Here is a 13,568-nt window from a genome sequence, read left to right as displayed (position 1 = left end):
CCCGGCCCGAGTGACCTCGGTCACGATTCCGGGGTGCGAAACGGGCCCGAATCCGGGTACTCGCTTCCCTACCGGACAGCCTGCGCAGGCCCGCAGGGCAACGAAGGGAGCGACCATGCCAGCCGGTTCCAGCCCCAAGCGTGAGCGGCAGTACGAGCACATCAAGGAGAGCGAGCTGGACCAGGGGGCGAGCGAGGACCGCGCCGAGGAGATCGCCGCCCGCACGGTCAACAAGGAGCGCGCCCGCACCGGTGAGTCCAGGACCGCCAGCCGTACCTCGACCGAGGACATGTCCTCCGGGGAGCGCGGCGGCAAGCGCTCCGGCAAGGGCTCGCAGGGCCCGACGTACGACCAGCTCTACAACGAGGCCAAGCAGCGCAACATCCACGGCCGCTCCGACATGAACAAGGAGCAGCTCCAGCGCGCGCTGGACAAGAAGTGAGCGGCTGAGTCAGCTCGCGCTCTGCCGGTACCGCGTCAGCTCGGGCGCCGTCTTCGTGGCGGTGAACTCGGTGACGCGGTACTCGCACACCCCGGCCGTGACGAACGGGTCCGCCGCGACGACCGCCTCGATCTCCGCCCGGCTGTCCGCGACGGCCAGGATCACCCCGCCGTCGCGTGGGTTCTTCCGGCCGGAGGCGAGGAACAGCCCCTTCTCGTACTGCTCGTCCAGCCAGGCCACATGAGCGCTCAGGGCGGCGTCGACGGCGTCGAGCGGGGCGGTGTACGTCAGCTCCAGTACGAACATGATCGCGAGCCTACCCGTATCGTCGGGGCCACCATGATCACCGCACAGGTTCCCGCCGACTGGCCCACCACCGAGGGGGAGGCCCGCGCCGTCCAGGACGCGCTGCGCGGCCGTGTCGTCCGCGACGAGTCCGGCCCGCCGCCCGGCACCGGCCATGTCACCGGCGTGGACGTGGCCTACGACGACGATCGCGACCTGGTCGCGGCGGCGGCCGTGGTCCTGGACGCGGCCACCCTCACCGTCGTCGCCGAGGCGACCGCCGTCGGCCGGGTCGCCTTCCCCTACGTCCCCGGCCTGCTCGCCTTCCGCGAGCTGCCGGCCGTACGCGCGGCCCTTGACGCACTGCCCTGCCCGCCCGGCCTCGTCATCTGCGACGGCTACGGCCTCGCCCACCCCCGCCGCTTCGGCCTCGCCGGCCACCTCGGCGTCCTGACCGGCCTGCCCACGATGGGGGTGGCGAAGAACCCCTTCACCTTCACCCACCCCACCCTCGCCCCGGCGCGGGGGAGCACCGCCCCGCTGCTCGCCGAGGACGCCGAGGAGGTGGGCGCCGCCCTGCGCACCCGCAGCGAGGTCAAGCCGGTGTACGTCTCGGTGGGGCACCGGGTGTCGCTGGAGAACGCCATCGCCCACACCCTTGCCCTCACCCCGCAGTACCGCCTCCCGGAGACGACCCGCAGGGCGGACTCGCTGTGCCGGAGGGCGCTGCGGACTCTCAGCCCGCCGGCTTGATCAGCGGCGCATCGCGGGACAGCTCGCGGAACCCCAGCCCGTAGTACAGCCCGCGTGCCTTGGGGTGGCTCGGGGCGCCCAGGCAGACGACCGTCGCGTGGGTGGCTCCGGCCGCGCGGGCCAGATGCATGCCGTGGAGCATCATTGCGTGGGCCAGGCCGAGGCGGCGGTAGGCGGGATGGCTGCCCACCGGTTCGAACTCGACGGTCTTGTTCATGTGGTCGAGCCACATGATGGCGGAGGAGGCCATGGTGCCGTCCGGGGCCTCCACCAGGACGTGCAGGTCGGCGCGGTAGGCCGCTGTCCGCCGGACGCCCTCGTAGCTCTGGGCCGTGTACGGCGAGGGGGACCAGGCGTCCAGGTGGGCCTGGACCGCGGCCTGGGGGCCTGCCTCCTCGGCGGTGCGGAAGCGGAAGCCGGGCGGCAGGACCGGCTGCTCCAGGTCGGTGAGGTCCCGTTGGTTGAGCTGGGTCCAGTCGCCGGTGTCGGCGAGCGCCTGTCGGTCCGGCTGGTAGCCGTGTGCCGCCCAGCGGGTCAGGGCGAACTCGTCGGCGGTCGTCGGCAGGGCGGTGCGCTCCAGCCCCGCCGCCACCGCGTCGTACCAGTCGATCACCTCGTCGACCAGCCCCGCGTGGTCGGGATGGACCTGGTGGCTCAGCGAGGCGCCGGTGATGTCGCTGACCGACCCGTCGTCGCGCCGGACCCGGCGAGGGAGGAAGGCCCAGCCCCACGCCACCAACTCGTCACCGGCGAACCACAGTTGGCGCCGCCAGGTGTGGCCCTGCGTGGCGTGGCCCTTGCCGTAGATCCAGGCCAGCTCGCCGTACGAGGCGCCCGCGCTGATCAGGTCGGGGCGGAGGGCGGTGACGCGCTGCGCCAGGCCCTGCATGACCGGGATGTCCGAGGCTGCCAGGAGTGCGGAGTCCGTCATGGGGCGCCACTGTGCCAGGCTCAGTGGCGCCGCCGAACCGAATTTCTCCTCAGACGCTCCGCTCGGCCACCACCCGGAACCCGATCCCCGCCGCCCGCAGCCGTTCCAGCAGGGCGTCGCCCATCGCGGTCGCCGGGGTGAGCTGGCCGGAGCGGTCGGGGAGGTCGTCCGTCGCCAGGGACAGGGCCGCCTCGGCGAACATTTTCGCCGTCTCGCCGTAGCCGGGGTCGCCGCCCGTGACCTCGGTGAAGACGCGCCGTCCGCCGCCCTCGCCGACGAAGCGGACGCGGAACCAGCTCCGGGCGCGCTTCTCGGCGTCCGGGCCGTCGCCGGGCTGGAGCCGGCCGGAGAGCCAGGAGCGGACGGGGGCGAGCTGGGCGGCCACCGCGAGGACGCCCACGCCCGCGAGCCCCGCCGCCGCGACCGGGAGGTGCTCGACCGCCGCGTAGTGCCGGTAGCGGAAGTCGGGGCCGTAGCGGTCCAGGGACTTGGCGGAGCGGCGCACGATCTGCGGGTCGATGGTGGGCAGCGGCAGCGCCCAGGCGCCGACCTCCCCGGCGAACCGGGGCGCGCCCGTGGGGGCCGAGACCCGGCGGCCCATCAGGCGCGGCTCGTGCCGGGCCCGGTCGCGGGCCGCCGCCCACATGCTCCCGGCCCGCGCGAACTGGTTCAGCGCCGAGGCGAGCGTGCCCCCGGAGAAGGTGGCGTTCGCGGTGACGAACCCGTCCACCCGCAGCGGCACCCCCTCGGGAAGCTGCCGCACCGTGAAGTACGCGCCCAGGTCGTGCGGTACGGAGTCGAAGCCGCAGGCGTGCACCAGCCGGGCGCCGGTCTCGCGGGCGCGGGCGTCGTGGCGGATGAACATCAGGTCCACGAACTCGGGCTCGCCGGTGAGGTCGAGGTAGTCCGTGCCGCTGTCCGCGCAGGCGGCGACCAGTTCCTCGCCGTAGGTGACGTACGGGCCGACGGTCGAGGCCACCACGCGGGCCTGCTCCGCGAGCGCCCGCAGGGTGGCGGGCTCGCTCACGTCGGCACGGAGCACTCCGATGGCCGAGCCGCCGGGCAGCCGCTCGCGCAGCGCCTCCAGCCTGTCGGTGTTCCGGCCCGCGACGGCCCAGCGCAGGTCCTTCGGCGCGTGCGCGGCGAGATACTCCGCCGTCAGCGTGCCGACGAAGCCGGTGGCGCCGAAGAGCACGATGTCGTAGGGGCGGTCCGTGCCGGAGGGACGGTCTGTCGATTTCAGCCTGCTCATGACACTCCTTGCCGTGCAGCCCGCGCGACTGTCGGGGGCCGAGGCTAGCGTGAGCGGTACGGGGCCCGGCGGGCGCCCCGTGCGGTGTGCCCGGGGAATCGGGGCGCACCGGGGCACTTCGCTAAGCGCCCGCTCGTTCAGGTCTTGTGCCGGGTCGACGGTGTTCCTAGCATCACCGGTGTTACATCGTTTGTGTCATACGCGCTTTGGGGGCATGACGGCATGACGACGGCAACGACACCGGGGCAGGGCCCGCTCAGCGGGGTGCGGGTGGTCGAGCTGGCCGGGATCGGCCCCGGCCCCTTCGCCGCGATGCTCCTCGCCGACCTGGGCGCCGATGTGGTCCGGGTGGACCGCCCCGACGGCCCCGGCCTCGGCATCGACCCCGCGCGCGACGTCACCAACCGCAACAAGCGCTCCGTCGTCGTCGACCTCAAGGCCCCGGACGGCGCCGCCCGCGTGCTCGACCTCGCCGAGCGCGCCGACGTGCTGATCGAGGGCTACCGCCCCGGCGTCGCCGAGCGCCTCGGCGTCGGCCCCGCCGACTGCCACGCCCGCAACCCCCGCCTGGTGTACGGCCGGATGACCGGCTGGGGCCAGGACGGGCCGCTCGCCGACCGCGCCGGCCACGACGCCTCCTACATCGCCGTCACCGGCACCCTCGGCATGATCGGCCGCCCCGGCGAACCCCCGGCCCTGCCCGCCAACCTCCTCGGGGACTACGCGGGCGGCTCCCTCTACCTCGTCGTCGGCGTCCTCGCCGCCCTGCACCACGCCCGCGCCACCGGCACCGGCCAGGTGGTGGACGCCGCGATCGTGGACGGCACCGCCCACCTCTCCGCCATGATCCACGGCATGCTCGCCGCCGGCGCCTGGCAGGACCGCCGCGCCGCCAACCTCCTGGACGGCGGCTGTCCCTACTACGGCACCTACGAGACCGCCGACGGCACGTACATGGCGGTCGGCGCCCTGGAACCCCGGTTCTACGCCGAGTTCCTCCGCCTCCTCGACCTCGACGGCCTGGCCGACGCCCACCACGACCCGGCCCGCTGGCCCGAGCTGCGCGAGCGGGTGGCCGCCCGCTTCAAGTCCGGTACGCGCGCGGAGTGGACGTCCCGCTTCGAGGGCACCGACGCCTGCGTGGCCCCCGTACTGAGCCTGCGCGAGGCCCCGCACCATCCCCACCTGGCCGCCCGCGCCACCTTCACCGAGCACGACGGGCTGGTGCAGCCCGCCCCCGCCCCGCGCTTCTCCGCCACCCCCACCCGCGTCCGCACCGGCCCCGCCCTGCCCGGCACCGGCGCCGAGGACGTGGCCCGCGACTGGGACCTCCCGCAAGCCACCGCCTGACACCCTCCCGAAAGGCATACCAGTGACCACCGAAGCGTTTGTGTACGACGCGATCCGCACCCCGCGCGGCCGAGGCAAGGCCAACGGCGCGCTGCACGGCACCAAGCCGATCGACCTGGTCGTCGGCCTGATCCACGAGATCCGCGCCCGCTTCCCCGGTCTGGACCCGGCCGCCATCGACGACATCGTGCTCGGCGTCGTCGGCCCCGTGGGCGACCAGGGCTCCGACATCGCCCGCATCGCCGCCGTCGCCGCCGGGCTGCCGGACACCGTGGCGGGCGTACAGGAGAACCGCTTCTGCGCCTCGGGTCTGGAGGCCGTCAACACCGCCGCCGCCAAGGTCCGTTCCGGCTGGGAGGACCTGGTGCTGGCGGGCGGTGTCGAGTCGATGTCCCGGGTGCCGATGGCCTCGGACGGCGGCGCCTGGTTCAACGACCCGATGACCAACCTCGCCACCAACTTCGTCCCGCAGGGCATCGGCGCCGACCTCATCGCCACCATCGAGGGCTTCAGCCGCCGCGACGTCGACGAGTACGCGGCCCTGTCCCAGGAGCGCGCCGTCACCGCGATCAAGGAGGGCCGCTTCGAACGCTCCCTCGTCCCGGTCAAGGACCGCGCGGGCCTGACCGTCCTCGACCACGACGAGCACCCCCGCCCCGGCACCACCGCCGACTCCCTCGCCGGTCTCAAGCCGTCCTTCGCCGACATCGGCGAGCTGGGCGGGTTCGACGCGGTCGCGCTGCAGAAGTACCACTGGGTGGAGAAGATCGACCACGTCCACCACGCGGGCAACTCCTCCGGCATCGTGGACGGCGCCTCCCTGGTCGCCATCGGCTCCCGCGAGGTGGGGGAGCGGTACGGCCTCACCCCGCGCGCCCGGATCGTCTCCGCCGCCGTCTCGGGCTCCGAGCCCACCATCATGCTCACCGGCCCTGCCCCCGCCACCCGCAAGGCGCTCGCCAAGGCCGGGCTGACCATCGACGACATCGACCTGGTCGAGATCAACGAGGCGTTCGCCGCCGTCGTCCTGCGCTTCGTCAAGGACATGGGCCTGTCCCTGGACAAGGTCAACGTCAACGGCGGCGCCATCGCGCTCGGCCACCCCCTCGGTGCCACTGGCGCGATGATCCTCGGCACCCTGGTGGACGAACTGGAGCGCCAGGACAAGCGGTACGGCCTGGCCACCCTGTGCGTCGGCGGCGGCATGGGCATCGCCACGATCATCGAACGCGTCTGAACTGCCGGCGGAACCAAGCGACTTCTACGGAGACGACTGTCATGACCGAGAGCACCACCATCCGCTGGGAGCAGGACGACACCGGTGTCGTCACCCTCGTCCTCGACGACCCCGGCCAGTCCGCGAACACCATGAACCAGGCGTTCCGCGAGTCCCTCGCCGTGATCACCGACCGGCTGGAGGCCGAGAAGGACTCGATCCGGGGCATCATCCTCACCTCGGCGAAGAAGACCTTCTTCGCGGGCGGCGACCTGCGCGACCTGATCCGGGTCACCCCCGACACCGCCCAGGACCTCTTCGACGGCGGCCTCGCCATCAAGCGGAACCTGCGCCGCATCGAGACTCTCGGCGTGCCCGTGGTCGCCGCGATCAACGGCGCGGCCCTCGGCGGCGGCTTCGAGATCGCCCTCGCCTGCCACCACCGGATCGCCCTCGACGCCCCCGGCTCCAAGATCGGCTGCCCCGAGGTCACCCTCGGCCTGCTCCCCGGCGGTGGCGGCGTCGCCCGTACCGTCCGGCTGCTCGGCATCACCGACGCGCTGCTGAAGGTGCTGCTCCAGGGCACCCAGTACAACCCGCGCCGCGCGCTGGACAACGGGCTCGTGAACGAGGTGGTGGACACGCCGGAGGAACTGACCGCGCGGGCCCGCGCGTTCATCGACGCCCACCCCGAGTCGCAGCAGCCCTGGGACAAGCCCGGCTACAAGATCCCCGGCGGCACCCCGGCCAACCCGAAGTTCGCCGCCAACCTGCCCGCCTTCCCGGCCTCGCTGCGCAAGCAGACCAATGGCGCGCCCTACCCGGCGCCGCGCAACATCCTCGCCGCCGCCGTCGAGGGCGCCCAGGTCGACTTCGAGACCGCGCAGGTCATCGAGGCGCGGTACTTCGTGGAGCTGGCCGCCGGGCAGACCGCGAAGAACATGATCCAGGCGTTCTTCTTCGACCTCCAGGCCGTCAACTCCGGCGTCAGCCGCCCGAAGGGCATCGAGCCGCGCAAGGTTCGCAAGGTGGCCGTGCTCGGCGCGGGCATGATGGGCGCCGGGATCGCCTACTCCTGTGCCCGCGCGGGTATCGAGGTCGTCCTCAAGGACGTCTCGCTAGAGGCGGCCGCCAAGGGCAAGGGCTACTCCGAGAAGCTGTGCGCCAAGGCCGTCGCCAAGGGCCGCACCAGCCAGGAGAAGGCCGACGCCCTGCTGGCCCGGATCACCCCGGCCGCCGACGCGGCCGACCTCGCGGGCTGTGACGCGGTGATCGAGGCGGTCTTCGAGGACACGTCGCTCAAGCACAAGGTGTTCCAGGAGATCCAGTCCGTCGTGGAGCCCGACGCGCTGCTCTGCTCCAACACCTCCACGCTGCCCATCACCGCGCTGGCCGAGGGCGTCGAGCGCCAGGCCGACTTCATCGGGCTGCACTTCTTCTCGCCGGTCGACAAGATGCCGCTGGTCGAGATCATCAAGGGTGAGCGCACCGGGGACGAGGCGCTGGCCCGCGCCTTCGACCTGGTCCGGCAGATCAACAAGACGCCGATCGTGGTCAACGACTCGCGCGGCTTCTTCACTTCGCGGGTGATCGGCCACTTCATCAACGAGGGCGTCGCCATGGTCGGCGAGGGGCTGGAGCCCGCGTCGGTGGAGCAGGCGGCGGCCCAGGCGGGCTACCCGGCCAAGGTCCTCTCGCTGATGGACGAGCTGACCCTCACCCTCCCGCGCAAGATCCGCGCGGAGACCCGCCGTGCCGTGGAGGAGGCGGGCGGCACCTGGACCCCGCACCCCGCCGACGAGGTCGTGGACCGCCTGGTCGACGAGTTCGACCGCCCCGGCCGCAGCGGCGGCGCCGGCTTCTACGACTACGAGGACGGCAAGCGCGCCGCCCTCTGGCCGGGCCTCCGCGAACACTTCACCAAGCCGGGCCACGAGATCCCCTTCCGGGACATGCAGGAACGCATGCTCTTCTCGGAGGCCCTCGACACCGTCCGCCTCCTCGAAGAGGGCGTCCTCACCTCCGTAGCCGACGCCAACATCGGCTCCATCCTCGGCATCGGCTTCCCCGGCTGGACCGGCGGAGTCCTCCAGTACATCAACGGCTACGAGGGCGGCCTGCCGGGCTTCGTAGCCCGCTCGCGCGAGCTGGCCGAGCGGTACGGGGAGCGCTTCACGCCCCCGGCGCTGCTGGTGGAGAAGGCGGAGCGGGGGGAGACCTTCACGGACGCCCGCTGACGCCTGTCACGAGGGGCGCTTTCCGGGGACCTGGTCCTCCGGAGGGCGCCCCTCGTCGTTCACGCGAACGTGCGCCGGTAGGTCTGCGGGCTGACGCCGGTGGTGCGCTTGAACCGGTCGCGGAAGGTGGTGGGGGAGGCGAAGCCGACCTGATGGCCGATGCGTTCGACGGAGTGGGCCGTGGTCTCCAGCAGATGCTGGGCCTGTCGGACGCGGGCGCGGTGCAGCCATTGCAGCGGGGTGGTGCCGGTCTGATCGCGGAAGCGGCGGATCAGGGTGCGGGTGCTGGTTCCCGAGCGCTCCGCGATGTCGGCGAGGGTGAGGTCGTGGGCCAGGTTCTCCCGCAGCCAGGCCAGCAGCGTCTCCCACTCGGAGCCCTGCGGGGTGGGCGTGTGGTCGTGGACGATGAACTGGGCCTGGCCGCCCGCGCGTTCCAGGGGCATCACCGACAGACGGGCCGCGTCGGCGGCGACGGCCGAGCCGTAGTCACGGCGGATCATGTGCAGGCACAGGTCCAGACCGGCGGCCGCGCCCGCCGAGGTGAGGAACTGACCGTTGTCGACGTACAGGACGTCGGGGTCGACGTCGACGGCCGGATAGGTGGCGGCCAGGAGAGCGGCCGCACGCCAGTGGGTCGTGGCGCGCAGGCCGTCCAGCAGGCCGGTGGCGGCCAGGGGGAAGGTGCCCACGCAGACGGAGGCGATCCGCGTGCCGTCGGCGGCGGCCGCCCGCAGCGCGTCCCGCACGGCGGGGGAGAGCGGTGCGGTGGGTTCCGCGACACCCGGCACGATGATCGTGTCCGCCCCGTCGAGACCCGCCAGCCCCCAGGGGGCGCGCACGGCGAAGGCCCCGGCGTCGATCTCGTCGCGCTCGGCGCACACCCGCACCTGATAGCCGGGCCGCCCGTCCGGCAGGCGGGTACGGGAGAACACCTCGATCGGGGTCGACAGGTCGAACGGGATCACCCGGTCCAGGGCGAGGACGGCGACGGTGTGCATGGCGAGAACGTACCTCTCCGCAGCCTGGACGGTGCCGCTGCCTCTTCGGACAACCCATGTTCAGCGAGTCATGAGTCCTCCGGAAGCCCTTGGCGTTTTCCCGTCGCACCTTGTCATTAGTGCCACTGGGCGATCACGGCGACGACCGGTTGACTTCGGGTGTCCGAAGGAGATCGACCCGAGGGAACCCGCATGCATGCCCAGATCGTCCTGTTCGACGGCTTCGATCCGCTCGACGTCATCGCCCCCTACGAGGTGCTGTACGCCGGCGGCACGGCGTCGGACGGCGCGGTGACCGTCGAGCTGGTCTCCGCCGAAGGCCCGCGTGAGGTGACCAGCGGCACCGGAGGGCTGACCCTGCGCGCCACCGGAGCCGTCGACCTCGAACGCGCTGACCTGCTTCTGGTGCCCGGCGCCTCCGGGCGCGTGGGCGAACCCGGCGAGGTGTCGGACGAGGAGACGGGCGCCGGCGATCCGGAGCGGGACGAGCTGAGCGCGGTACTGCTGGCCCGCGCGCTGACCACCGGGCTCCCCGCCCTCCTCGGGCGGGCCATGGACGATCCCGGCATCACGGTCGCCACCGTCTGCGGCGGCTCGCTCGTCCTGGCCATGGCGGGCCTGCTGGAGGGGCGGCACGCGACCACCCACCACCTGGGCCTCGACCTGCTGGACGCCACCGGCGCCCACATGGTCCGCGCCCGCGTCGTGGACGACGGCGACCTGGTCACCGGCGCCGGCGTCACCTCCGGGCTGGACCTGGGCCTGTACCTGCTGGAGCGCGAGGTGGGCCCCCGGATCGCGCACGCCGTCGAAGAACTCTTCGCCCACGAGCGGCGCGGCACCGTCTGGCGTGCCCAGGGGCCGGCGCCCGCCGCGCTCTGAGCACCTCCGCCGATCCCCCTCGCACCATCAGAAGGAACATCCGCATGCCCGTAACAGGCACCTGGCACCTGTCCGTCTCCACGCCCGTCGGCCGGATCGAGGCAGTGGTGGAACTCCACGAGCGGGACGGACTCCTCACCGGCGTCGCCCGCGGAGCCGGCGAGGAGGTGCCGCTCAGCGACGTCACCCTCGACGGCGACCGGCTCACCTGGAAGCAGGCCGTCACCCGGCCCCTGCGGCTGAACCTGGCGTTCGACGTCACGGTCGACGGCGACACCCTCCGGGGCACCTCCCGCGCCGGCCGGCTCCCCTCCTCGAAGGTCACCGGCGAGCGCCGGCCGGACGGGGAGCAATCGGCATGACCAAGGTGCTCCTCTCCCTGCACGTCCTGGCCGCCCTCCTCGCCGTGGGACCGGTCGCCGTCGCCGCGAGCATGTTCCCCGCGACGCTGCGCCGCGCCGCCGCCGACGGCGAGGGCACCGCCCGGACGACCCTGCGGACCCTGCACCGCGTCTGCCGCGTCTACGCGGGCGTCGGCGTCGCCGTACCGCTCTTCGGCCTCGCCACGGCCGGCAGCCTCGGCGTCCTCGGCGACGGCTGGCTGATCACCTCGATCGTGCTGACCGCGGCGGCCGCCGCGCTCCTGGCCCTGCTGATCCTGCCCGCCCAGGACCGGGCGCTGGCCACGGCCCCGAGCCCCGTGGCACCGGGCCGGCTCGCCATGCTCACCGGCGTCTTCAACCTGCTGTGGGCCGCGGTCACCGTCCTGATGATCGTCCGCCCCGGTTCCACCACGGGCGCATGAGCCGAAACCGCACCTACTCCTCGGAGGCGCCCTCCGCGTCGTCCCCCAGCCACTCCCTGACCTCCTGCCGCAGCGACCGCTGGAATGTGGTCAGGAGGGCCTGGACGACCAGGGGCTGCATGTGGGCGGAGAGGGTGCGGACGTCGCTCGGGGTGTGTTCGGGGACCGCGTCGCGCAGGAGGGACGAGAGTTCGCGGGCGGCGGCGCGGGAGTGGTCGAGGAGGGTGGTGCGGGCGGCGAGGATGACCTCCTGGGAGAAGGGGAGGTCCAGGAGCTGTACGGCGAGGCGCAGCAGGCCGGTGTCCACACGCCAGTCGTCCCCCTCGGGGGCCAGGACGTCCATGGCCGTCAGCCGCCGTACGTCCTCCTCGGTCAGGCGGCGCCCCGCCCGGCGGTCCAGCTCGGCGCGGCCGACCGTCTCCACCGCCTCCGGGGCCCAGGAGGAGACGACCGCCCGGTGCACCGCGAGATCCTGGGCGGTGAGGTCGGCCGGGAGCCGGCTGATGTACCGCTCGATCGCCGCCAGCGTCATCCCCTGCAGCCGCAGCTCCTCGATCAGCGCGAGGCGGGCCAGGTGCTCACGGCCGTACCGGCCGACCCGGCGGGGGCCTATCTCGGGCGGCGGGAGCAGCCCGCGGGTGCCGTAGAAACGCACCGTGCGCACGGTGACGCCGGACCGCGCGGCCAGCTCGTCGATGGTGAGGGTGGGGTCCTCGGCCTCGGTCGTCATCGCAGCAGTATCGCTGTCGCAGCAGGAGTGTGAAACCCGCGAAGGTCATGTGAGAAGTGCCGCTCTGTGACGTGGACCACCGCATATCGGGTGATCTCTCTGGGAAGCTGCTGCCTTGGTCTGTACCGCGACACCATCGTGCGGGCGGGCCGCCCTGTAAGGAACCGGCCCCTCGTGGTCCGGGAGTACCAGAGAGTGGAACGACCCGTGAGCAAGGACGCCGTTGACTCGGCCCCGGCCGCTGCCCCCGCGCAGCAGGCCCAGACGCCCGCGGACGCGGGCGACGCCGGTTACAGCAAGGACCTCAAGGCCCGCCACGTCAACATGATCGCCATCGGCGGCGCCATCGGCACCGGCCTGTTCCTCGGAGCGGGCGGCCGCCTGCACAACGCGGGCCCCGCGCTCGCCCTGGCCTACCTGGTCTGCGGAGTCTTCGCCTTCTTCGTGGTCCGGGCGCTGGGCGAGCTGGTCCTGTACCGCCCGTCCTCCGGGTCCTTCGTGTCGTACGCGCGCGAGTTCCTCGGTGAGAAGGGCGCCTATGTCGCCGGCTGGATGTACTTCCTGAACTGGTCGACCACCGGCATCGCCGACATCACCGCGATCGCGCTCTACACGCACTACTGGAGCATGTTCACGTCCATACCGCAGTGGGTGCTCGCACTCGTCGCGCTGGCCGTGGTGCTCGCCGTGAACCTGATCTCGGTGAAGATCTTCGGCGAGATGGAGTTCTGGTTCGCGATCATCAAGGTCGCCACCCTGGTGGGCTTCATGCTCATCGGCATCTTCCTGCTGGCCACCCAGCACGACGTGGGCGGCCACCAGCCCGGCGTCAGCCTCATCACCGACCACGGCGGGATCTTCCCGCACGGCATGATGCCCGTCGTCCTGGTGATGCAGGGCGTGATCTTCGCGTACGCCGCGCTCGAGCTGGTCGGCGTCGCCGCCGGTGAGACCGCCGAGCCCGAGAAGGTCGTCCCGCGCGCGGTGAACTCGATCATGTGGCGTGTCGGCGTGTTCTACGTCGGCTCCGTCGTGCTGCTCGCCCTGCTGTTGCCCGGCTCGGTGTACTCCGCCGACCAGAGCCCGTTCGTGACCGTCCTGTCCAAGGTCGGCATCCCGGCGGCCGGCGACGTGATGAACCTCGTGGTGCTCACCGCCGCCATGTCCTCGCTGAACTCCGGCCTGTACTCCACCGGCCGCATCCTGCGCTCCATGGCGACGGCCGGTTCCGCGCCGAAGTTCACCGCCAGGATGAACCGCAGCCAGGTCCCCTACGGCGGCATCCTGCTGACCTGCGCGGTCTGCGTGCTCGGCGTCGGCCTGAACTACCTCGTGCCCAGCCAGGCGTTCGAGATCGTGCTGAACGTGGCCTCGCTCGGCATCATCAGCACCTGGGTGATCATCATGGTCTGCCACATGATCTTCGTCCGCCGCGCCCGCGAGGGCCTGGTCACCCGGCCGCGCTTCCAGCTCAAGTTCAGCCCGGTCACCGAGATCGTCACCATCGCCTTCCTGCTGGTCTGTCTCGGCATGATGTGGAACGACCCCGAGGTGGGCCGCCGCACCCTGTACCTGATCCCGCTGATCGCGGTCCTGCTGGTCGCCGGCTGGTTCGGCGTGCGCCGCCGCGTCACCGCGAACGCCGAGCGGGAGCTGACCGACCTCACGAAGTAGCAGGTCACGGCCA

The 13,568-nt window shown here is 72.4% G+C and carries 14 protein-coding genes; 9 read left to right on the top strand and 5 right to left on the bottom strand.

The features are described 5' to 3' along the window. Positions 1-115: 115 nt before the first annotated feature. Positions 116-442, top strand: coding sequence for a plasmid stabilization protein (locus E5083_RS14200; RefSeq protein WP_135786047.1), 327 nt, complete (start codon positions 116-118; stop codon positions 440-442). 9 nt (positions 443-451) lie between these two features. Here E5083_RS14200 and E5083_RS14195 read toward each other — a convergent pair whose 3' ends face one another. After that, positions 452-748 (bottom strand): YciI family protein, encoded by a 297-nt coding sequence (locus E5083_RS14195; protein ID WP_135786046.1) that lies wholly within the window; start codon positions 746-748, stop codon positions 452-454. Between the two features lie 33 nt (positions 749-781). On the opposite strand from E5083_RS14195, the gene E5083_RS14190 reads away from it, so the two are divergent. Beyond that, a complete protein-coding gene (locus E5083_RS14190; RefSeq protein WP_135786045.1) occupies positions 782-1,480 on the top strand; it encodes an endonuclease V in 699 nt (232 codons plus the stop codon). Here the strand turns inward: E5083_RS14190 and E5083_RS14185 are convergent. Then, complete coding sequence (locus E5083_RS14185; protein ID WP_135786044.1) at positions 1,464-2,411, bottom strand: GNAT family N-acetyltransferase; 948 nt, start codon at positions 2,409-2,411, stop codon at positions 1,464-1,466. The genes E5083_RS14190 and E5083_RS14185 overlap by 17 nt on opposite strands. Positions 2,412-2,460: 49 nt before the next feature. Then, positions 2,461-3,663 carry a saccharopine dehydrogenase family protein gene (locus E5083_RS14180; protein ID WP_135786043.1) on the bottom strand — a complete coding sequence of 401 codons (1,203 nt, stop codon included), beginning with the start codon at positions 3,661-3,663 and terminating at the stop codon, positions 2,461-2,463. 222 nt (positions 3,664-3,885) lie between these two features. Between E5083_RS14180 and E5083_RS14175 the strand changes: the two genes are divergently transcribed. Genes E5083_RS14175 through E5083_RS14165 form a run of 3 tightly spaced genes read left to right on the top strand, consistent with a single transcriptional unit; the run spans position 3,886 to position 8,466 of the window. Next, positions 3,886-5,013 carry a CaiB/BaiF CoA transferase family protein gene (locus E5083_RS14175; RefSeq protein ID WP_135786042.1) on the top strand — a complete coding sequence of 376 codons (1,128 nt, stop codon included), beginning with the start codon at positions 3,886-3,888 and terminating at the stop codon, positions 5,011-5,013. Between the two features lie 22 nt (positions 5,014-5,035). Continuing rightward, positions 5,036-6,250 (top strand): acetyl-CoA C-acetyltransferase, encoded by a 1,215-nt coding sequence (locus tag E5083_RS14170; protein WP_135786041.1) that lies wholly within the window; start codon positions 5,036-5,038, stop codon positions 6,248-6,250. A gap of 41 nt (positions 6,251-6,291) precedes the next feature. After that, on the top strand, positions 6,292-8,466 hold the full coding sequence (locus E5083_RS14165; protein WP_135786040.1) for a 3-hydroxyacyl-CoA dehydrogenase NAD-binding domain-containing protein: 2,175 nt from the start codon (positions 6,292-6,294) through the stop codon (positions 8,464-8,466). 59 nt (positions 8,467-8,525) lie between these two features. Here the strand turns inward: E5083_RS14165 and E5083_RS14160 are convergent, their stop codons facing one another. Then, positions 8,526-9,464: a GlxA family transcriptional regulator gene (locus E5083_RS14160; RefSeq protein WP_135786039.1), complete on the bottom strand. Its 939-nt coding sequence runs from the start codon at positions 9,462-9,464 to the stop codon at positions 8,526-8,528. Between the two features lie 192 nt (positions 9,465-9,656). Between E5083_RS14160 and E5083_RS14155 the strand changes: the two genes are divergently transcribed. From E5083_RS14155 to E5083_RS14145, 3 genes are read left to right on the top strand one after another with little or no spacing between them, the layout of a single operon-like run. Further along, positions 9,657-10,346 (top strand): DJ-1/PfpI family protein, encoded by a 690-nt coding sequence (locus E5083_RS14155; protein WP_135786038.1) that lies wholly within the window; start codon positions 9,657-9,659, stop codon positions 10,344-10,346. A gap of 44 nt (positions 10,347-10,390) precedes the next feature. Then, positions 10,391-10,708: a hypothetical protein gene (locus E5083_RS14150; RefSeq protein ID WP_135786037.1), complete on the top strand. Its 318-nt coding sequence runs from the start codon at positions 10,391-10,393 to the stop codon at positions 10,706-10,708. Then, entirely contained in the window at positions 10,705-11,151 is a 447-nt protein-coding gene (locus E5083_RS14145; RefSeq protein WP_135786036.1) for a hypothetical protein, read from the top strand. Before E5083_RS14150 ends, E5083_RS14145 begins: the two co-directional genes overlap by 4 nt. Positions 11,152-11,164: 13 nt before the next feature. Here the strand turns inward: E5083_RS14145 and E5083_RS14140 are convergent, their stop codons facing one another. Further along, positions 11,165-11,881: a MerR family transcriptional regulator gene (locus tag E5083_RS14140; protein WP_167513543.1), complete on the bottom strand. Its 717-nt coding sequence runs from the start codon at positions 11,879-11,881 to the stop codon at positions 11,165-11,167. Between the two features lie 207 nt (positions 11,882-12,088). On the opposite strand from E5083_RS14140, the gene E5083_RS14135 reads away from it, so the two are divergent. Further along, positions 12,089-13,555, top strand: a complete 1,467-nt coding sequence (locus E5083_RS14135; protein WP_135786035.1) for an amino acid permease — start codon at positions 12,089-12,091, stop codon at positions 13,553-13,555. The last annotated feature ends 13 nt before the right edge of the window (positions 13,556-13,568 follow it).

Source organism: Streptomyces bauhiniae (assembly GCF_004784475.1).
GTDB classification, from domain to species: Bacteria; Actinomycetota; Actinomycetes; order Streptomycetales; family Streptomycetaceae; genus Streptomyces; species Streptomyces seoulensis.
The sequence above is the reverse complement of the archived record's forward strand: the minus strand, read 5'-3'. Positions and strand labels throughout refer to the sequence as shown.